Annotated in this window: 20 protein-coding genes; 9 read left to right on the top strand and 11 right to left on the bottom strand. The window is 64.9% G+C overall.

Annotated elements, in window-relative coordinates:
• The first annotated feature begins 44 nt into the window (after positions 1–44).
• The 8 genes from GGC65_RS13245 (at position 45) to mmsB (ending at position 5,615) form a co-directional block, all read left to right on the top strand.
• Entirely contained in the window at positions 45–581 is a 537-nt protein-coding gene (locus GGC65_RS13245; protein ID WP_192647601.1) for a hypothetical protein, read from the top strand.
• A 23-nt stretch (positions 582–604) separates the two neighbouring features.
• The gene (locus tag GGC65_RS13240) at positions 605–907 is read left to right on the top strand and encodes an I78 family peptidase inhibitor (protein ID WP_192647600.1); all 303 of its coding nucleotides are present in this window, start codon (positions 605–607) and stop codon (positions 905–907) included.
• Positions 900–1,295, top strand: coding sequence for a RidA family protein (locus tag GGC65_RS13235; protein WP_192647599.1), 396 nt, complete (start codon positions 900–902; stop codon positions 1,293–1,295). The genes GGC65_RS13240 and GGC65_RS13235 overlap by 8 nt, the downstream gene beginning before the upstream one ends.
• A 2-nt stretch (positions 1,296–1,297) precedes the next feature.
• Positions 1,298–2,443, top strand: a complete 1,146-nt coding sequence (locus GGC65_RS13230; protein WP_192647598.1) for an acyl-CoA dehydrogenase family protein — start codon at positions 1,298–1,300, stop codon at positions 2,441–2,443.
• Positions 2,440–3,483, top strand: a complete 1,044-nt coding sequence (locus tag GGC65_RS13225; RefSeq protein ID WP_192647597.1) for an enoyl-CoA hydratase/isomerase family protein — start codon at positions 2,440–2,442, stop codon at positions 3,481–3,483. Before GGC65_RS13230 ends, GGC65_RS13225 begins: the two co-directional genes overlap by 4 nt.
• Entirely contained in the window at positions 3,480–3,824 is a 345-nt protein-coding gene (locus GGC65_RS13220) for a hypothetical protein (RefSeq protein WP_192647596.1), read from the top strand. Before GGC65_RS13225 ends, GGC65_RS13220 begins: the two co-directional genes overlap by 4 nt.
• A gap of 14 nt (positions 3,825–3,838) precedes the next feature.
• Positions 3,839–4,621, top strand: coding sequence for an enoyl-CoA hydratase-related protein (locus GGC65_RS13215; protein ID WP_192647595.1), 783 nt, complete (start codon positions 3,839–3,841; stop codon positions 4,619–4,621).
• Between the two features lie 118 nt (positions 4,622–4,739).
• On the top strand, positions 4,740–5,615 hold the full coding sequence (mmsB, locus tag GGC65_RS13210) for a 3-hydroxyisobutyrate dehydrogenase (protein WP_192647594.1): 876 nt from the start codon (positions 4,740–4,742) through the stop codon (positions 5,613–5,615).
• A 137-nt stretch (positions 5,616–5,752) separates the two neighbouring features.
• Here mmsB and GGC65_RS13205 read toward each other — a convergent pair whose 3' ends face one another.
• The 11 genes from GGC65_RS13205 to GGC65_RS13155 form a co-directional block, all read right to left on the bottom strand.
• Entirely contained in the window at positions 5,753–5,980 is a 228-nt protein-coding gene (locus tag GGC65_RS13205) for a hypothetical protein (protein ID WP_225940808.1), read from the bottom strand.
• A 152-nt stretch (positions 5,981–6,132) separates the two neighbouring features.
• Positions 6,133–8,166 carry a 3-hydroxyacyl-CoA dehydrogenase NAD-binding domain-containing protein gene (locus tag GGC65_RS13200; RefSeq protein WP_192647592.1) on the bottom strand — a complete coding sequence of 678 codons (2,034 nt, stop codon included), beginning with the start codon at positions 8,164–8,166 and terminating at the stop codon, positions 6,133–6,135.
• Positions 8,167–8,285: 119 nt separating this feature from the next.
• On the bottom strand, positions 8,286–9,488 hold the full coding sequence (locus GGC65_RS13195) for a serine hydrolase domain-containing protein (protein ID WP_192647591.1): 1,203 nt from the start codon (positions 9,486–9,488) through the stop codon (positions 8,286–8,288).
• A complete protein-coding gene (locus GGC65_RS13190; protein ID WP_192647590.1) occupies positions 9,485–10,432 on the bottom strand; it encodes an aldo/keto reductase family protein in 948 nt (315 codons plus the stop codon). The genes GGC65_RS13195 and GGC65_RS13190 overlap by 4 nt, the downstream gene beginning before the upstream one ends.
• Before the next feature lie 12 nt (positions 10,433–10,444).
• On the bottom strand, positions 10,445–11,248 hold the full coding sequence (locus tag GGC65_RS13185; protein WP_192649527.1) for an SDR family NAD(P)-dependent oxidoreductase: 804 nt from the start codon (positions 11,246–11,248) through the stop codon (positions 10,445–10,447).
• Complete coding sequence (locus GGC65_RS13180) at positions 11,248–12,024, bottom strand: SDR family NAD(P)-dependent oxidoreductase (protein WP_192647589.1); 777 nt, start codon at positions 12,022–12,024, stop codon at positions 11,248–11,250. The genes GGC65_RS13185 and GGC65_RS13180 overlap by 1 nt, the downstream gene beginning before the upstream one ends.
• Entirely contained in the window at positions 12,021–13,088 is a 1,068-nt protein-coding gene (locus GGC65_RS13175) for a phosphotransferase family protein (protein ID WP_192647588.1), read from the bottom strand. The genes GGC65_RS13180 and GGC65_RS13175 overlap by 4 nt, the downstream gene beginning before the upstream one ends.
• Positions 13,085–14,176: a Zn-dependent alcohol dehydrogenase gene (locus GGC65_RS13170; protein ID WP_192647587.1), complete on the bottom strand. Its 1,092-nt coding sequence runs from the start codon at positions 14,174–14,176 to the stop codon at positions 13,085–13,087. Before GGC65_RS13170 ends, GGC65_RS13175 begins: the two co-directional genes overlap by 4 nt.
• 110 nt (positions 14,177–14,286) lie before the next feature.
• On the bottom strand, positions 14,287–15,576 hold the full coding sequence (locus GGC65_RS13165; protein ID WP_192647586.1) for an acyl-CoA dehydrogenase family protein: 1,290 nt from the start codon (positions 15,574–15,576) through the stop codon (positions 14,287–14,289).
• Between the two features lie 110 nt (positions 15,577–15,686).
• Positions 15,687–17,147, bottom strand: a complete 1,461-nt coding sequence (locus GGC65_RS13160) for an MFS transporter (RefSeq protein WP_192647585.1) — start codon at positions 17,145–17,147, stop codon at positions 15,687–15,689.
• Positions 17,144–18,001, bottom strand: a complete 858-nt coding sequence (locus tag GGC65_RS13155) for an SDR family NAD(P)-dependent oxidoreductase (RefSeq protein WP_192647584.1) — start codon at positions 17,999–18,001, stop codon at positions 17,144–17,146. Before GGC65_RS13155 ends, GGC65_RS13160 begins: the two co-directional genes overlap by 4 nt.
• Before the next feature lie 171 nt (positions 18,002–18,172).
• On the opposite strand from GGC65_RS13155, the gene GGC65_RS13150 reads away from it, so the two are divergent.
• Entirely contained in the window at positions 18,173–19,354 is a 1,182-nt protein-coding gene (locus GGC65_RS13150) for an acyl-CoA dehydrogenase family protein (RefSeq protein WP_192647583.1), read from the top strand.
• The last annotated feature ends 3 nt before the right edge of the window (positions 19,355–19,357 follow it).

The raw sequence follows: 19,357 nt of genomic DNA, 5'->3' as shown, positions 1-19,357 counted from the left end.
AATAACGGCGCCGACATCGGGTCGGCGCCGCGAGGAGAATGACGATGGCACGCCGGGTTCTTATTGCGGGGATGCTTTTTCTGGCCGCGTGCAGCGGCGGCAAGGATGAGGAGTCCGGTCCCGAGGCCAGCGCCAGCATTGGCCCGCTGCAAAAGGCCGAACGTCCCGCGCTTGGCGATACGCCGGAACCGACGGTCGACGCCGATCTGCCCGAAACGGCCGAGGAAGCGCCCCCAAAACCCGGGCCTGAAACCGCGACCGATGGCAAGGCGATCCCCGCCGCGATCCGCGGCCGCTGGGCGCTCAAGGTCGCCGATTGCAAGGCGAAGAAGGGCACCGACCTCACCGCGCTGACGATCGACGCGACGAACCTGCGCTTTTACGAATCGCACGGCGAACTCGTGCGCGTCCGCGAGAGTGATGCCGGCCGCATCGTCGCCGACTATAAGTTCAGCGGCGAGGGGGTCGAATGGGATCGCCGGATGCATCTCGAGCTGACCGATGGCGGCAAAACGCTGATCCGCCGCGACGAGGGCGAGGGTGCCGCTGCCGGTTCGATGCGCTATACGCGCTGCACCTGACGCAGATGAAAGGGAGACGAAAGATGGACATTCGCCTTTTAGCCATTGCCGCCGCACTGCCGCTCGCCGCTTGTTCGAGCAGCGAGACCCCCGTCGAATCGACCCCGACCCCGCCCGCCGAAGCGGCGTGCAACGCCGACGCCGTGCAGTCGCTTGTCGGCCAGACCGCGACCGCCGAAGTCGGCGGCCAGCTGCTCAAGGGCAGCGGCGCGACGAACCTGCGCTGGGTGCCGCCGCGCACCGCGGTCACGATGGATTTCCGTCCCGACCGCCTCACCGTCTCCTACGACGACGCGCTCAAGATCGAACGGATCAGCTGTGGCTGAGCCGACACGCCGCAATCATAGCTCGGGCTCCCCCTTCGAACCGGTGTTCGGCTACAGCCGCGCGGTTCGGGTGGGGAACCGCATCGACGTCGCAGGCTGCGCGCCGATCGAACCCGACGGCAGCTCGACCCCAGGCGATGCCGGGGTTCAGGCGGAACGCTGCATTACGATCATCGGCGAGGCGCTCGAGGCGCTCGGCGGCAGCTTCGCCGATGTCGTCCGCACGCGCATGTATATCACCGACGCCGCTGACGCCGACCTCGTTGGCCGGGCGCACGGATCGGCATTCAAAAATGTGCGTCCGGCATCGACGATGCTGGTTGTGCCCGCGCTGATCCGGCCCGAATGGAAAGTCGAAATCGAAGCCGAAGCCATCATCGAGAAGTGACCATGACCGACCAGTTCCAGCTTACCGACGACCAGCTCGCCATCCAGGATATGGCGCGCAAATTTACCGCCGACCGTATCACGCCCTTCGCGGCGGAGTGGGACGAGAAAAGCCATTATCCCGTCGACGTGTGGAAGGCTGCGGGCGAGCTCGGCTTCGGCGCGATTTATGTGGCCGAGGAATCGGGCGGCATCGGGCTCGGCCGGATGGAAGCGGCGCTGATCATGGAGGCGATGGCCTATGGCTGTCCCGCGACGAGCGCCTATGTCTCGATCCACAATATGGCGACCTGGATGATCGACCGCTTCGGCGGAGCGGCGATCAAGGAACGCTTCCTCCCCGATCTCGTCAGCATGGAAAAGATCGCGAGCTATTGCCTGACCGAGCCTGGTTCGGGGTCGGACGCCGCGGCACTCAAGACGACCGCGAAGCGCGACGGCGACCATTATGTGCTCAACGGCACAAAGCAGTTCATCTCGGGCGCCGGATATAACGACATCTATGTCTGCATGGTCCGCACCAGCGAGGAAAAGTCGAAGGGCATTTCCTGTCTCGTCATCGAAAAGGACACGCCGGGTTTGAGCTTCGGCGCGCCCGAGAAAAAGCTCGGCTGGAACGCCTCGCCGACCGCGCAGGTGATCTTCGAGGACTGCCGTGTTCCGGTAGAGAATCTCGTCGGTGCCGAGGGTGACGGCTTCCGCTTCGCAATGGCGGGGCTCGACGGCGGCCGCCTCAACATCGGCGCCTGCTCTTTGGGCGGCGCGCAGCGCTGCCTCGACGAAGCGATCGCCTACACCAAGGACCGCCAGCAGTTCGGCCAGCCGATCGCCGATTTCCAGAACACCCAGTTCATGCTCGCGGACATGGCGACCGACCTCGAAGCCTCGCGCGCGCTGCTTTACATGGCAGCCGCGAAAGTCACCGCGAACGCCCCCGACAAGTCGCGCTTCTCGGCGATGGCGAAGCGGCTCGCGACCGACAATGGCAGCAAGATCGTCAACGACGCGCTCCAGCTGTTCGGCGGCTACGGCTATCTCCGCGACTATCCGATCGAGCGTTTCTGGCGCGACCTCCGCGTCCATTCGATCCTCGAGGGCACCAATCAGGTGATGCGGATGATCGTCGGAAGGGACTTGCTGCGCCAATGACGGAAGATATCCTGATCTCGACCGACGTCCGCGTCGGCCGCCTGTCGCTCAATCGCCCGAAGGCGATCCACGCGCTCAACCTGCCGATGTGTCAGGCGATGATCGATGCGTTGCTGAAATGGCGCGACGACGACGCGGTCGAGGCGGTGATCATCGACCATAGCGAGGGTCGCGGCTTCTGTGCCGGCGGCGACATCCGCATGCTCGCGGAAAGCGGTGCGAAGGACGGCAAGGAAGCACGGCTTTTCTTCCACACCGAATATCGCCTCAACCATCTGCTCTTCACTTACCCCAAGCCCGTCGTCGCCTTCATGGACGGCATCACCATGGGCGGCGGGGTCGGCATTTCGCAGCCAGCGAAATATCGCGTCGCGACCGAGCATACGCGTTTCGCGATGCCCGAGACGGGGATCGGCCTGTTCCCGGATGTCGGCGGCGGCTGGTATCTGCCGCGGCTCGAAGGGCGCGTCGGCGCCTATCTCGCGCTCACCGGCGCGCGGCTCGACGGCGCCGAATGTTTGGCGCTCGGCCTCGCCACCCATTATCTGCCGTCCGAAAAGCTCGCCGAGGCGAAGGAGCGCATCGCGGTTGATCCCGACCGCATCGGCGGCATCCTGGGGGAGCTGTCGGTCACCGCGCCGCCCGCCGGAATCACCCAGCATATCGAACGGATCAATCGCCTGTTCGCGAGCGACACTTATGAGGACATCCTCGCCGCGCTCGAAGCCGACGGCGGCGAATGGGCGACCAAGGAGCTGGCAACGCTCAACGGCAAGAGCCCACAGACCTGCAAGGTCGCGCTCCGCCAGCTCAAGGAAGGCGGCGAGATGCACGACTTCGCGGCGCAGATGACGCAGGAATATGCGATCGGCAGCCGCGTCGTCCAGATGCACGACTTCATCGAAGGCGTGCGGGCGCTGATTATCGACAAGGACAACAGCCCGAAATGGGACCCGCCGACGCCCGAAGCGGTCACCGATGACTGGATCGATGCGATCTTCGCGCCGCTGCCCGAAAACGAGAAATGGACGCCGCTGTGAGCTTCGCTGATCCGGTCGCCCTTTATCATGCGGTGAAACAGAGTTGGTCGGCCGAGACGATATCGGACCCGTTCGACCCGGCCAATCCGTGCCGCAACCAGTGCGCGGTGACCGCGCTCGCCGTGCATCATCATTTCGGCGGCGACATCATGAAGACCGCGACGAAGGGCGGCACGCATTTCTACAACCGGATCGACGGGCGCTATTGGGATCTCGCGGCCGACCAGTTCGACGAGCCCATTCCCTACGACAACCAGCCGACCTCGACCGACGAGGCGCATCAACATGCCACCCCAGCGCAGCTCGAAGTGCTGCTGCGCAATATCGACGCCAACCGCTGATACAGGACAAGACCATGAGCTATGAAACCCTCCTCGTCGAAACGCGCGGGGCCGTCACGCTGGTGACGCTCAACCGCCCGCAGGCGCTCAATGCGCTGAACTCGGGCGTGCTCGATGACCTGATCGCGGCCTTCGCGGCGTTCGAGGCCGACGACAGCCAGCGCTGCGCCGTGCTCACCGGTTCGGGCGACAAGGCCTTTGCTGCGGGCGCCGACATCAAGGAAATGGCCGACAAGCCCGCGTCCGATTTCTACCTTGAGGATTTCTTCTCGAAATGGACGAGCGATTTCGTGAAAAAGGTCCGCAAGCCCTGGATCGCCGCGGTCAACGGTTTCGCGCTCGGCGGCGGCTGCGAGCTCGCGATGATGGCCGACTTCATCATCGCGTCGGACAAGGCGAAATTCGGCCAGCCCGAAATCAAGCTGGGCGTCGCGCCCGGCATGGGCGGGTCGCAGCGGCTGACGCGTGCGATCGGCAAGGCGAAGGCGATGGAAATGTGCCTCACCGGTCGGATGATGGACGCCGCGGAAGCTGAACGTTCGGGCCTCGTCGCGCGTGTGGTCGAGCATGCGACGCTGGTCGACGAAGCGGTGAAGACCGCGACGGTGATCGCGTCGATGCCGCCGATGGCCGCGATGGTGAACAAGGACATGGTCAACGCCGCGTTCGAAACCACGCTCGATCAGGGGCTGATCTACGAACGCCGCCTGTTCCAGATCCTCGCCGCGACCGAGGACAAGGCCGAAGGCATGGCCGCCTTCATCGAAAAGCGTGAAGGCGTGTGGAAGGGGCGGTGAGCCTAGTCCCCCTCCCGCTTGCGGGAGGGGTTAGGGGAGGGTCTGTTTCCTCTCCACCAGTTCAATATTCGGGACAGGCCTTCCCCCGGCCCCTCCCGCAAGCGGGAGGGGAGAGATAATGAAAATCGCATTCATCGGACTCGGCAATATGGGCGGCGGAATGGCCGCGAATCTGGCGAAGGCTGGGCATGAGGTCCGCGCCTTCGACCTCAGCGAGGAGGCGCTGGGGCGCGCCGTCGAGGCGGGCTGCACCCGCGTGGCATCGGCCGCCGAAGCCGTCGCCGGTGCCGAAGCCGTCGTGACGATGCTCCCCGCGGGCAAGCATGTCGCCTCGGTCTACGAAAGCGACGTCTTCCCCAATGCCGCACCGGGCACCTTGCTCCTCGACTGCTCGACGATCGACGTTGCGACCGCGCGCGCGAACATCGAAGCCGCCACCGCGAAGGGGCTCGTCGCCGTCGACGCGCCGGTATCGGGCGGGATCGCCGCCGCCAATGCCGGCACGCTGACCTTCATGGTCGGCGGCACCGATGAAGGTTTCGCGCGCGCCGAACCGATCCTCGCCAAAATGGGCAAGGCGGTGATCCACGCCGGCGATGCGGGCGCGGGGCAGGGAGCGAAGATCTGCAACAATATGCTCCTCGGCGCCTCGATGGTCGCGACGTGCGAGACGCTGGCGCTCGCGCAGAAGCTGGGGCTCGACCCACAGAAGTTCTTCGACATCGCCAGCGTATCGTCGGGCCAGTGCTGGTCGCTGACGAGCTATGCACCGCTTCCCGGCGTCGGCCCGACCACCCCCGCCGACAATGATTACAAGGGCGGGTTCGCCGCGGCGCTGATGCTCAAGGATTTGCGCCTCGCGATGGAGGCTGCTGCAAGCGTCGATGCCGATGTCCCGATGGGATCGAAAGCGCGCGAACTCTACGAAGCCTTTGTCGAGGCCGACAAGGACGGCCGCGACTTTTCGGCGATCATCAAGACGCTGCAAGGCTGACCACTCCCCATTTTCGTCATCCCGGACTTGCTCCGGGATCCATGGGCGGTGTCGAAGTCATGGACCCCGGAGCAAGTCCGGGGTGACGATAGTATGGGGATTATCCTGCGGTCGGAATCGGATCGCGGCGATGGGTCTTAGTAAAAATCTGCCGTTTCGCCGCCATCGCGGCGCTCGGTGCGGTGTATCTGCGTCCGCGCCTTGCGTTCGCCGGTCCTGACCTCGATCCGCCCATCAACCCGCCGTACCTCGGCGGGCGCCAATATCCGCGCGCGCGCCACGGCGACGGCGGTCACCTGCGGTGCCGCGACGGGCGCGGCAGCCGGCGCGCTTCCGGCGAGCAGGAGGACGGCAAGGGCGGACATGGCGTTCATGCTCTGCCCTAACGGCAGGCCTTGCCAGCGCTTTAACCCTGAATCGCAACTTTCCGGTCGCACCTCGGGCGGTGCGACGGCAAAAGAAAGGCCGCCTGCCCCACGCCGGGACAGACGGCCGTCTTTTCGTGAGCGGAGAAGGCCTAGAAGCCCGCCTTGGCCTCCGCCTTTTCCTTGAGCAAGGGCGCCACCGCGAAACCATGTTTCTCCAGCGCCGCGACGATCTTGTCGGTGCCTTCCAGCCCCGCCCAGAACATCGGGCCGCCGCGATAGACCGGCCAGCCATAGCCATAGATCCACACGACATCGATATCCGACGCGCGCTGCGCCTTGCCTTCGGACAGGATCAGCGCGCCTTCGTTGACCATCGGATAGAGCGTGCGCTCGATGATCTCCTGATCGCTGATCTCGCGCTTCGCCTTGTTCGAATGCTGGCGGAAATCCTCGATGATTTCGGCGACCTCGGCGCTGGGCGACGGATTGCGCTTCTCGTCATAGTCGTAGAAGCCCTTGCCGGTCTTCTGCCCCCAGCGGCCCTTGGCGGCGAGCGCGTCGCGGATGCTTTCGATGCGCGTCGGGTCGCGGTGCCAGCCGATGTCGACGCCCGCGAGGTCGCTCATCTGGAACGGCCCCATCGGCATGCCGAATTCGACATGCACCTTGTCGATCTGCTGCGGCGTCGCGCCTTCCATCAGCAGGTTCATCGCCTCGACCTGGCGGGGTTTCAGCATACGGTTGCCGATGAAGCCGTCACACACGCCCGCGACCACCGCGACCTTGCCAATCTTCTTGCCGATCGCCATCGCGGTCGCGAGCGCATCGGGCGCGGTCTTTTCGCCGCGCACGACCTCGAGCAGCTTCATCACATTGGCGGGCGAGAAGAAGTGCATGCCGAGCACGTCGCCGGGGCGGCTCGTCGCGGTCGCGATCTCGTCGATATCGAGGTAGGAGGTGTTCGACGCGAGGATCGCGCCGGGCTTGGCGATCTTGTCGAGCTTGCCGAAAATGTCCTTCTTGACGTCCATATTCTCATAGACCGCCTCGATGATCAGGTCGCAGTCGGCGAGATCGTCGAGGTTGAGCGTCGGGGTCAGGATGCCCATCATCTGGTCGACCTGCTCGGGCTTGAAACGGCCCTTGGCGGCCGACGCATCGTAATTCTTGCGGATCACGCCGGTGCCGCGGTCGAGCGCTTCCTGCTGCATCTCGACGATCGTGACGGGGATGCCCTTCTGAAGGAAGTTCATCGAAATGCCGCCGCCCATCGTGCCGGCGCCGATCACGCCGACCTTCTTGATGTCGCGGAGCTGGGTGTCTTTGGGCAGCCCGTCGATCTTCGCGGCCTGACGCTCGGCGAAAAAGATGTGGCGCTGCGCTGCCGACTGGCTACCGAACATCAGCTTCATGAACTGCTCGCGCTCGAACGCGAGGCCCTCTTCGAAGGGCAGCCGGGTCGCGGCTTCGACGCAGGCGAGGTTGGCGTAAGGCGCCTCGAACCCGCGCCAGCGCTTGGCGTTGGCGGTCTTGAGCTGTTCGATCACCGCGACGTCGCCGAACACCGGGCGTTCGCGTGTCGGGCGCGGGCCGTCGGCGATTTTCGCGCGCGCAAAGGCGATGGCATCGGCGGCAAGGCTGTCCTCGCCCGCGAGTTCGTCGACGAGGCCGAGTTCCTTCGCCTTGGCTGCGGGCAGCGGGTCGCCGGTCGAGGTCATCGTCGCCGCAGCTTCGACGCCGACGACGCGCGGAAGGCGTTGCGTGCCGCCCGCACCGGGGAGCAGGCCGAGCTTGACTTCGGGCACGCCGAGCTTCGCCGAGGGCACCGCGACGCGATAATGGCAGACGAGCGCGGTTTCGAGACCGCCGCCGAGCGCCGTGCCATGGATCGCCGCGACGACCGGCTTCGATGCCGCTTCGATGCTGTTGAGCACCGCGTTGAAATCGGGACCGCGCGGCGGTTTGCCGAATTCGCTGATGTCGGCGCCCGCGATAAAGGTTGCGCCGGCGCAGCGCAGCACGATCGCTTTGACGCTGTCGTCGGCGAGCGCGGCACCGAAATTATCCTCGAGCCCCTGCCGGACGTGCCAGCTCAGCGCGTTGACGGGCGGATTGTTGACGATGATGACGGCGACGTCGCCGTCCTTTTCCATCGTAACGCTGACGGGGGTTTCTTCGGACATGGGAGACTCCTTATATCTAAACCCGTTCGCATCGAGCGAAGTCGAGATGCCCATCGTCGGCGCATGCCTTCTGGGTGTCTCGACTTCGCTCGACACGAACGGAGAGGTGGTATTGCATTTCAGTCGTCGATCGCGGCGTGGACAAGCGTCTTGACCTCGCGCCGCACGGGATAGGTGGATGAGGGCATCAGCTGGGTCATGAAGACCATGCAAATCTGCTCGACCGGATCGACGAAGAAGCCGGTCGAGAACATGCCGCCCCAATAATAGTCGCCGACCGAGCCGGGGGTCATGGTCTGCGCCGGGCTTTCGTTCACCGCGAAGCCAAGACCGAAGCCGATCCCCGCATTCTCCGCCTCGGAGAAGATGCCGACGCTGTGCTGCGTCAGGTCGCCGCCCCCGGGCAGATGGTTCGACGTCATCAGCTCCAATGTCTTGCGGCTGACGATCCGCGTATCGCCGAGTTTGCCGCCGCCGAGCAGCATCAGGCAGAACCGATGATAATCGTGCAGCGTCGAGGCGAGCCCGCCGCCACCCGAATGAAAGCTGCGATCCTTCGCCCAACGGCTGCGCGCGCCGGCGTCGAAATCCTGCATCTTCTCCTTTGGGTGGAAGGCATAAGCGTCGGCAAGCCGGTGCTGCTGGTCGGCGGGCACCTTGAACCCCGTGTCGACCATGCCGAGTGGCCCGAAGATCCGTTCGTGCAAAACCTCTGCGAACGGCTTGCCCTCGATCCGCTCGACCACCGCGCCGAGCACGTCGGTTGCCATCGAATAATTCCAGTGCGCGCCGGGGTCGAACTGCAGCGGGATCTTCGCCAGGTCGGCGATGAAGCTGTCCATCGTATAATCGGCGTCGAAATCGTCGATCTTTGCCTTGCGATACGCGGCATCGACCGGGGTGCGCTCCTGAAAGCCATAGGTCAGCCCCGCGGTGTGGCGGAGCAGGTCGACCATGCGGATCGGCTGCGTCGGCGGCCGTGTCAGAAAGGGTACATTGCCGCCGCCCGCGACGAACACGCCGGTGTCCTTGAACTCGGGGCAAAATTTGACGAGCGGATCGGACAGCGCGACCTTGCCCTCCTCGACCAGCATCATGAAGGCGATGCTCGTGATCGGCTTGGTCATGCTTGCGATGCGGAAGATGGCGTCTTCTTTCAGCGCCTCGCCCGGCCGCGCTTCGCCGATGCACGACAGGTGCGCAATCTCGCCGCGCCGCGACACCAACGTCGCCGCGTGCGGCAGTCGGCCGGTGTCGACATATTTGGCGGCGAGGAACGCCTGGATGCGGTCGAGGCGCGCTTTGTCGAAACCGTGACTCACGAAATGCGAACTCCCTCAAGGATGGCGGCGGCTTCGGCGAGCAGCGCCGGGTCGATTGTAAGGTCGGCCGCCTTGGCGGTTTCGCGAAGCTGTTCGGGACGGCTCGCGCCGACGATCGCGCTCGTGATCCCGGGCTGCGCGAGCACCCACGCGATCGCAAGCTGCGCCAGCGAGCATCCCGCCTTGTCGGCGACCACCTTCAGCCCCTGCACCCCTTCGAGCACCGGATCGGTCAGAAACTGCTGCATGAAATGCGCGTCGTCGCCGGTCGCGCGGCTTCCGGCGGGCAGCGCCGCACCGGGCAGATATTTGCCGCTGAGCACGCCTTGCGCGAGCGGCGACCAGACGATCTGGCCGATACCGCCCGCGATGCTGACCGGGATCACCTTCGCTTCGGCGCGGCGATAGAGCAGGCTATATTGCGGCTGGCTCGACACGAATTTGACGTTGGGTGGTGCCAGCGCAAGCGCCGCTTCGATCTGGTCGGGCGACCATTCGGAAAAGCCGATCGCGCGCGCCTTGCCGCTGCGCACGACGTCGCTGAGCGCTTCCATCGTCTCTTCGAGCGGCGTTTCGGGATCGTAGCGGTGGCACTGATAGAGGTCGACATAATCGGTACGAAGCCGCGTCAGGCTGGCGTCGATCTGTTTGGCTATCTGCGCCGCCGACAGGCCGCGGTCGCTCTCGGTCATCGGGAAGAAGAGCTTGGTCGCGAGAACATAGCTATCGCGCGGCCGGCCGCTCAGCACGTCGCCCAGAAAAGACTCCGCCGCGCCCCGGCCATAGATATTCGCCGTGTCGATGAAATTGATGCCGACGTCGAACGCCGCATCGACGCAGGCGCGCCCCGCGCTGTCGTCGACCCCCGCGCCATAGGTCAGCCAGCTGCCGAGGCAGATGGTCGAAACGCTGATGCCGCTGTCGCCAAGGTCACGATATTGCATGGGCTTGCTCCGTCAGTGCGAGGTCTGGCCCAGCAGTTGACGCGTCACCGGATGCGAGCTGGTGAGTCCACCGTCGACCGCTATGGCCTGACCGTTGACATAGCTCGCCTGGTCGCTTGCAAGGAAGAGGGCAACATTCGCCAGTTCCTCTGGCTGCGCGGCGCGGCGCAGCGGATTGAGCTGGCCGAGCTTGTGCGTGACCTCCTTCGCCTTGGCATAGTCGAAGGTCGGCTTGGTCATCCCCGTTTCGGTGAGGCCGGGGCACACCGCATTGACGCGCACGCCGCTCGTCGACAGCTGCTGCGCCGCGACCTTGGCGAGATTGATCACCCCCGCCTTCGACGCCGAATAGGCGCCCGGGCCCGCGCCCGAGTTGATCCCCGCGACGCTCGCGGTCAGCACGATCGCGCCGCCGCGGCCCTGATCGACCATCGCCTTGCCGGCATGCTTCACCATCAGCGCGGGGCCGATCAGGTTGACGCGCAAAGTCTCGGTCCACGCAGCGGGGTCGAAATCGAAGATTCCGCCCATGTCGCCGATGATCCCGGCGTTGGCGAAGGCGACGTCGAGGCCGCCGAAGCTGTCCTTTGCGGTAGCAACCATCTTTGCGACATCGTCTTCGACACCCGCGTCAATTTCGAGCGCGACGGCCTCGCCGCCGGCGTCCTTTACCAGTTGCGCCGTCTCGTGCACCGCCGCCGTCTTGTCGCCGATGACGAGCTTCGCGCCCTCGGCGGCGAAGCGCAGCGCGCTCGCGCGGCCGATGCCGCTGCCGGCGCCCGTGATGATCGCAACCTTGCCGTCCAACGCGCCCATCATGCGCCTCCCGAAATCGTGGCTCCGCCATCGCACACGATGGTCTGGCCGGTGGTGAATGCCCCCGCCTTGCTGGCGAGGAAGACTGCGGCGCCCGCGATCTCGTGCGGCTCGCCGATGCGTTTCAGCGTCGACGCGGCGGTCGAGCGCCGCAGATTCTCTTCATTTTCCCACAAGGCGCGCGCCATGTCGGTGCGCACCAGCCCCGGCGCGATACAGTTCACGCGCACGCCGCGCGGCCCGAACTCGACCGAGAAGTTGCGCGCGACCTGCATGTCGGCCGCCTTCGAAATTCCGTAAGCGCCGATGATCGGCGATCCCTTGAGCCCGCCGATCGAGCTGATGATCGTGATCGATCCTTCGCCGCGTTCGAGCATTTCGGGCGCGACCATCGTGATCAGCCAGTGGTTGGACAGGATATTATTGTCCATGATCTTGCGGAACTGGTCGTCGCTGATCCCGAGCCCGGGCCCGTAATAGGGGTTCGATGCGGCGTTGCAGACGAGCGCGGTGATCTTGCCGAAGGCGCGGCGCGTCTCGGCGACCAGTATCTCCAGCTCTTCCTTCGACGAGATGTTCGCGCGCACCGCGATCGCGGTGCCGTCGCCAAAGCGCGCGTTGATCTCGGCCGCGGTTTCTTCGCACGCGTCGGCCTTGCGGCTCGAGATGACGACGTTCGCGCCCTGCTCGGCCATCGCTTCTGCCGTCGCCTTGCCGATGCCGCGCGACGATCCGGTGATCAGCGCGACCTGCCCCGTCATGTCGAACAAGCTCATGCGCCGGCCTTTCGTGCAAAGTCCCACGCCTTTTCGGCGAGCGGACGGACGCGTTCGGACATATCCTTCGCATGCTGCGACGAGGCGGTACCCTCGATCACGCGCTTCTTGATGCCCTGGATGATCCCCGCGAGGCGGAAGAAATTGTATGCGAAATACCAGTTCATGTCGGGCACGCCGTCGCGGCCTGTCGCGGCGCAATAACGCTCGACCATCTCGTCGAGCTCGGGAATGCCGAGCGCCTGGCGGTCGAGGTCCGAGACGCCCGAACGCCCGCCATTTTCGGTCACCCACGCCATCGCGACATAAGTGAAATCGGCAAGCGGATCGCCCAAGGTCGACAGCTCCCAGTCGAGCACCGCGAGCACCTCGGGCCGGTCCTTCGCAAAGATCATATTGTCGATGCGGTAATCGCCGTGGACGACGCTGGTGCGCGTCTGCTCGGGCAGCGTTGCGGGCAGCCAGGCGATCAGCTGCTCCATCTCGTCCATCGTCTCGGTTTCGGAGAGGCGGTACTGCTTGGTCCAGCGGTCGACCTGCCGGCCGAAATAATTGCCGGGCTTGCCGAAGTCGGAAAGCCCCGCCGCCTCGATGTCGACGCTGTGCAGCGCGGCGAGCGTATCGATCATCGCCTCATAGGTTGCGCGGCGGTTCTCGGGCGTCGATCCCGGCATCGCGCCGTCCCAGATCGTCTGCCCGTCGACCATGCCCATCACATAGAACCAGCTGCCGACGACATCCTCGTCGGTGCACAGACCATATTGGCGCGCGACGGGGAAGCCCATCTTATGCAGCCCCGACTGCACCTTATATTCGCGATCGACCGCATGCGCCGAGGGGAGCAGCGGGCCGAAGGGCTTGCGCCGCAGCACATAATTGCCCGACGGCGCGCTGATCTTGTACGTCGGGTTCGACTGTCCGCCGGCGAACTTGCCCTGCGTCAGCGGACCTTCGAAGCCTTCGACATTCGCTTCCATCCACGCGGTCAGCTTCGCCTCGTCGAGCACATCGGCACCCTCGGGTGCGACGGTGCCGCTGAAAGCCTTTTGCGCGTCGAGCGTCACTGGTCGAAAACGATCACCGACCGTGCGGCGTCGCCCTTTCGCATCTTGTCGAAGCCTTCGTTGACCTGCGCGAGCGGGATCGTCTCGGCGACGATGCTGTCGAGGTCGAGCAGCCCGCGCAGGTAGAAGTCGACGAGGCGCGGGATGTCGACGGGGAAGCGGTTGCCGCCCATGATCGCGCCCTGCAATTTCTTGCCCGACAGCAGGTCCATCGCGCTGAGCCCGACCTTTTCGGCGAGCGGCATCATGCCGAGGATCGTCGCGGTGCCGCCGCGGCGCAGCGACGCGACCGCGAGGCTTGCCGACGCCGGACGGCCCACGGCCTCGATCGCATGGTCGACCCCGCCCTTGCTGATTTCGAGAATCTGCTTCGCGGCATCGTCCGACAGCGCATCGACGACGTCGGTCGCGCCGAGCTTCTTCGCCAGCTCGCGCTTCTCGGGAACCGGGTCGGCGGCGATGATGCGCCCCGCGCCCGCAATCTTCGCGGCGTTGATGGTGGCTAAGCCGACGCCGCCGCAACCGACGACCGCGACCGTCTCGCCCGGCGTCACCTTGCACGCGTTGAAGATCGTGCCCGCGCCCGTCGTCACCGCACAGCCGATCACCGCGGCGCGGTCGAGCGGCATGTCGGGGTCGATCGCGACGCACGCATGTTCGTGGACGAGCATCGTCTCCGAAAAGGCCGAGAGGTTGAGCATCTGGTTCACGGGCGATCCGTCGGGGCGCGTGATGCGCGGCGCCGATCCCGCCGACCGCCGCGTGTCGCCGCCCATGCACAAAGACATGCGCCCGCTGACGCAGAATTCGCAATGGCCGCAAAAGGCCGACAGGCAGGTGACGACCGCATCGCCGACCTTGACCGTGCGTACTTCGCTCCCGACCGCCTCGACGATCCCCGCGGCCTCATGGCCGGGGATCGCGGGGAGGGGGTGCGGATAGGCGCCGTCGATGAAATGCAGGTCCGAATGGCAAAGCCCGCACGCGGCGGTGCGGATGCGCACCTCGTGCGGGCCGCAATCGGCAACAACGACATCCTCGATCGACAGCGGCTTGCCCGGTTCGATCAGAATCGCGGCTTTGGTCATTTAAGCTACCCTCTCTGACCATTCGCCCTGAGCCTGTCGAGGGCCGTTCTTTCTTGCGCGGTGAAGAAGGACGGGGCTTCGACAAGCTCAGCACGAACGGGTTATTGCTCTTAACGCGAAACGCCGATGTCGCCCGACGAGAAGCCGGGCTCGCTCGCCTCGCTGTGCTTGGCGAATTCGATGCGCGCGATCGCGCGTTCGTGCACTTCGTCCGGACCGTCGGCGAGGCGCAAGGTCCGCTGATGTGCATAGGCTTTGGCGAGCCCGAAATCTTCGGACACGCCGCCGGCGCCATGCGCCTGGATCGCGTCGTCGATGATCTGCAGCGCCATCGTCGGTGCCTGCACCTTGATCATCGCGATCTCGGCGGCGGCCGACTTGTTGCCGACCTTGTCCATCATGTCGGCGGCCTTGAGGCACAGCAGGCGCGTCATCTCGATATCGATGCGCGCGCGCGCGATGCGATGTTCCCAGATGCTATATTCGGCGATCTTCTTGCCGAAGGCGACGCGCGACTGCAGCCGCTTCGCCATCTTGGCGATCGCTTCCTCGGCGACGCCGATCGTGCGCATGCAGTGGTGGATACGGCCCGGCCCGAGGCGCCCCTGCGCGATCTCGAAACCGCGGCCTTCGCCCAGCAGCATCGCTTCCTCGGCGTTGACACGGACATCCTTCAGCTCGATTTCCATATGGCCGTGCGGCGCATCGTCATAACCGAAGACGGGCAGGTGCCGCTTGATGTTCACGCCCGGCGCATTGAGCGGCATCAGCACCATCGACTGCTGCGCGTGGCGCTTGGCGGCAAAGTCGGTCTTGCCCATCACGATCGCGATCTCGCAGCGCGGATCGCCCGCACCCGACGACCACCATTTGGTGCCGTTGATGATATAATCATCGCCGTCGCGCTCGATGCGCGTCTCGATATTCGTCGCGTCGGACGAAGCGACCGCGGGCTCGGTCATCAGGAAGGCCGAACGGATCTGCCCGTTCATCAGGCGGCCGAGATATTTTTCCTTCTGCGCGCGCGTCCCGTAACGGTGGAACACTTCCATATTGCCGGTGTCGGGCGCCGAGCAGTTGAACACTTCGCTCGCGAAGCCGACGCGGCCCATTTCCTCGGCGCACAGCGCATATTCGAGGTTGGTGAGGCCGGGGCCTTCGAATTCGAATGTTTCGTCGACATGGTGGTGTGCGCCGCTGCGCGGGGGCATGAACAGGTTCCAGATGCCGGCGTCCTTCGCCTCGGCCTTCAGATCCTCGACGATCTGGATGACCTTCCAGCGGTCGCCGGCCTTGTCCTGCTCGTTATAGGTTGGGACGGCGGGGCGAACCTTGCGCTCAATGAAATCGCGCACCCGATCGCGCCAATAGACCTGCCGGTCGGTAAGGTCGAAATCCATCTGCGCTTCCTTTCCCTTTACGTTCACGTAAACCCTTGGACCGATTCGTCGGCCTTGCCAAGTCCCGCTGCCTGAAAATTACATCATTCCGCCGCTACGCGACATGTTCGTTACGGATGCGCTCCGCTGGCATCCGGTTCGGCGCGCGCCGTGTCGTCGAGCAGTGCCAGCCGCGCCTCGTGATCGGCGCGCGAGATCGGGAATTTGCGCATCACGATCAGCCCGATCGTACCGATGATGAGGATCGCGAGCGCATAGCCCGAGGCAAGGCTGGTCAGCACCGCATCGCCGACCTCGCCCGGTTTCGCGGCGGCGGGGAAGGCGGCGAAGGACAATATCTGCCCGGCAAGGAAGATGCCGACGCCGGTCGCGCATTTCTGCATGAAAAAATAGCCCGCGAAGAACAGGCCTTCGGACCGGCGGCCGGTCTCGCCCTGCGAGGCTTCGACGACATCGGCCATCATCGACGACGACAGGATCATCAGGATGATCGAGAAGGTGTTGCCGACGAAGACCAGGCCGAAAAAGGCCGCGACGCTCGGCTTGCCCGGCAAGCCGGGGAAGATGTCCTGAATCCACATCAGATACATGCCGCTGTTGACGAGCAGCGCGATCGCGCCAGCGAGGATCGCGCCCCCCTTCTTGCCGAGCTTTGCCGACAGCGGCGCGACGAGCAGGAAGGCGGCGATCATCGTCCCGAACAGCAGGAAGACGTAAAGGCTCATCTCCGCCCCGGTCAGCTGCCAGAAAAAGCCGAGCAGATAATTGGTCATCGAAAAGGTGATGCCCTGGTTGATGAAGGCAAAGAGCGCGGCGAAGGTCAGCCAAAGGAAGGCGCGGTTCGACAGCGTGTCGCGCATGTCGCGCAGCACATGGCTGAGCTTCGCCGTCGCCTTGGGCTGGTCGAGGTTCGACACCGCGATGCGGCTGTGCTGCCCTGCGGCCGAGATCGTCACGGCCCCCGCCATCAGCAGCGCGCCGGTCAGCGCATAGGGGAAATAGCCCGCCGGATCGACGAGCCCGAGTTCCCCGTTGAAGAAGATCGCGTAGGCGAGCCAGAGGATAAGCAATCCGCCGCCCCAGCCGAACAGATAGCGATAGCGCATCACGACGGTGCGCTCGTCATAATCGGACGACAGCTCGGGAACGATCGCGACCGACGGCACTTCGCACATCGACACGAGCGAACGCACGATGATCGCAAAGCCGATCAGCCAGGCGATCGTCATCGCGTCGCTCATCTCGGGCGGCGACCACAGCAGCATCCACGCGATTGCGAGCGGGACCGGCGCGAAATAGAGCCACGGCAGGCGGCGGCCCCAGCGGCTGCGCGTGCGGTCGGTGAGCTCGCCGATCACCGGATCGACGAAGGCGTCGGCGATCAGCGCGACCATGATCGCGAGCCCGACGATGCCGGCATCGAGCCCGATCACCTGATTGTAGAAGAGCAGCAGGAAGGTCGAAAACCCGTTGTCTTTGACGCCATAGGCGATGCTGCCGAGCCCGTGCGTGACCTTCAGCCAGACGGGCAGGCGCTCGGCCTTCGGTGCCGCGATACTTGCCGCGGTCACGCGGCGGCTCCGGCTTTCGCCGCTTCCTCCATCGCGAGCAGGGCGTCGAACATGCCCGGCGTTTCCTTGTCCCACGCATGCCGCTGCCCGATCGTCAGCCCGCCGTCGACGAGCAGGTGCGTGCCCGTCATGAAGCTCGACTCTTTGCTCGCGAGATAGGCGACCGCGTTCGCGATATCCTCGGGCTGGCCGCCGCGCGCGACGGGCTGGGCGTTCGCGCTCATCTGCGCGATCACCTCATTGGCCTGCGCCTTGAACTCGCCCGGCACGTCGAGCGAGGCGGTGAAGATATTGGTGTTGATAAAGCCGGGGCAGATCGCATTCACCCGGATGCCATATTGCGCCAGATCGGTCGCCGCGACTTTGCTCAGATGCAGCACGCCCGCCTTCGCGACCGCATAGGCGATCGGCGAATAGCCTGCGCCGAGCGCCGCGACGCTCGCGGTGTTGACGATGCTCGCGCCCTTGCGGCCCTTCATGTGCGGCGCGGCGTAGCGGATACCCATCGCGACCGATTTCAGCACGAGGTCCATCGTGCGGTCCCAGCCTTCGGGACTGATCTCGTCGATCGGTGCGCGGTCGCCGCCCGCGGCGGCGTTGTTGAAGACGATGTCGATCCCGCCGGCCTTCGCCGCGGCGGCATTCATCAATGCCTCGATATCGGCCGGGACGGTGACGTCGCATCGCAAGAAGTCGATCTTGCCGTTCGATTGTTCGGCGAGCGCGCGTCCGCCCGCTTCGTCGATGTCGGCGGCGAAGACATGCGCGCCTTCGCCCGCCAGTTTGAGTACGCTTGCCTTGCCGATACCCGATGCCGCGCCGGTGACGACGGCGACCTTGCCTGCGAATCGCATATCCTCTGCTCCCGTTTTCTTTTGCCACTTAGCTTAGGCGCGAAGCGGCCCCCGTCAACGGCCCTCGACCTTCCGTTACGGCGCCGTAGCGTCGCTTCGACGCGCCAAGTTGACGCTTGCGTAAAGTAGCGAAGCGGACGTAGATTTGGGGGCAGAAGAGGAGCCAAAAGGATGAGCGAACTGGACGCTTTCCGCACCGAGGTGCGCGAATGGCTGGAGGCGAACTGCCCCGCCGAAATGCGCGAGCCGATCCGCGACGAGGATGACGTCTGCTGGGGCGGGCGCAATTTCAAATTCAAGAATGCCGCCCAGAAAGCGTGGCTCGATGCCTGCGTCGCGAAGGGCTACACCGTTCCCGACTGGCCCAAACCCTATGGCGGCGCCGGGCTGACGCCCGAGCAGACCAAGATCCTCAAACAGGAAATGAAGCGCATCAAGGCGCGCTCGCCGCTCGACAGCTTCGGCATCTGGATGCTCGGCCCCGCGCTGCTGCAATTCGGCACCGAGGAACAGAAGGTCCATTATCTGAACCCGATCGCGCGCGGTGAGATCCGCTGGTGCCAGGGCTATTCGGAACCTGGCTCGGGCAGCGATCTCGTGTCCTTGCAGACCTTCGGCGAGGACAAGGGCGATCACTGGGTCGTCAACGGGTCGAAGATCTGGACCAGCTACGCTGACAAGGCCGACTGGATTTTCTGCCTCGTCCGCACCGACAAGGCGAACAAATATCAGGGCATCACCTTCATGCTCTTCGACATGGAGAGCAAGGGCGTCACGACCAAGCCGATCCTGCTGATCAGTGGCAACTCGCCCTTCTGCGAAACCTTCTTCGACGATGTCGAGGTGCCGAAGACGCAGTTCGTCGGCGAGATCAACCGCGGCTGGGACGTCGCCAAATATCTGCTCGGCCACGAACGCGAGATGATCTCGGGCGGCGGCGCGGGCGGCGACATGGTCAGCATCGGCGGGGCTTTTGCCAAGGCCTTTGGCAAGAACGCCGCGGGCGAACTCGACGATCCGATCCTGCGCGCCGAAATGGCGGCCTTCGACGTCGACGTCTTTGCCTATCGCGCGATGGGCGAGCGCTTCATGGACATGTGGAAGACCGGCCGCGCGCATCCGGCGTCGTCGAACATGATGAAATATGTCGGGACCGAGCTCAACAAGCGGCGTCATGAGCTGGTGATGTCGGGCGGCGGCAGCGAAGCGCTCGAATGGGACAGCGAAGAGACGAAGGGAGGCGCCCGCGCGCGCGGCTGGCTGCGCACCAAGGCCAATTCGATCGAAGGCGGAACGAGCGAAGTCATGCTCAACGTCATCGCCAAGCGTATCCTCGACCTGCCCGGAGCCTGACCC

It is taken from the genome of Sphingopyxis sp. OAS728 (assembly GCF_014873485.1).
Lineage (GTDB): Bacteria > Pseudomonadota > Alphaproteobacteria > Sphingomonadales > Sphingomonadaceae > Sphingopyxis.
Note: the sequence above shows the minus strand (reverse complement) of the source record. Positions and strands in the feature narration are given on the sequence as shown.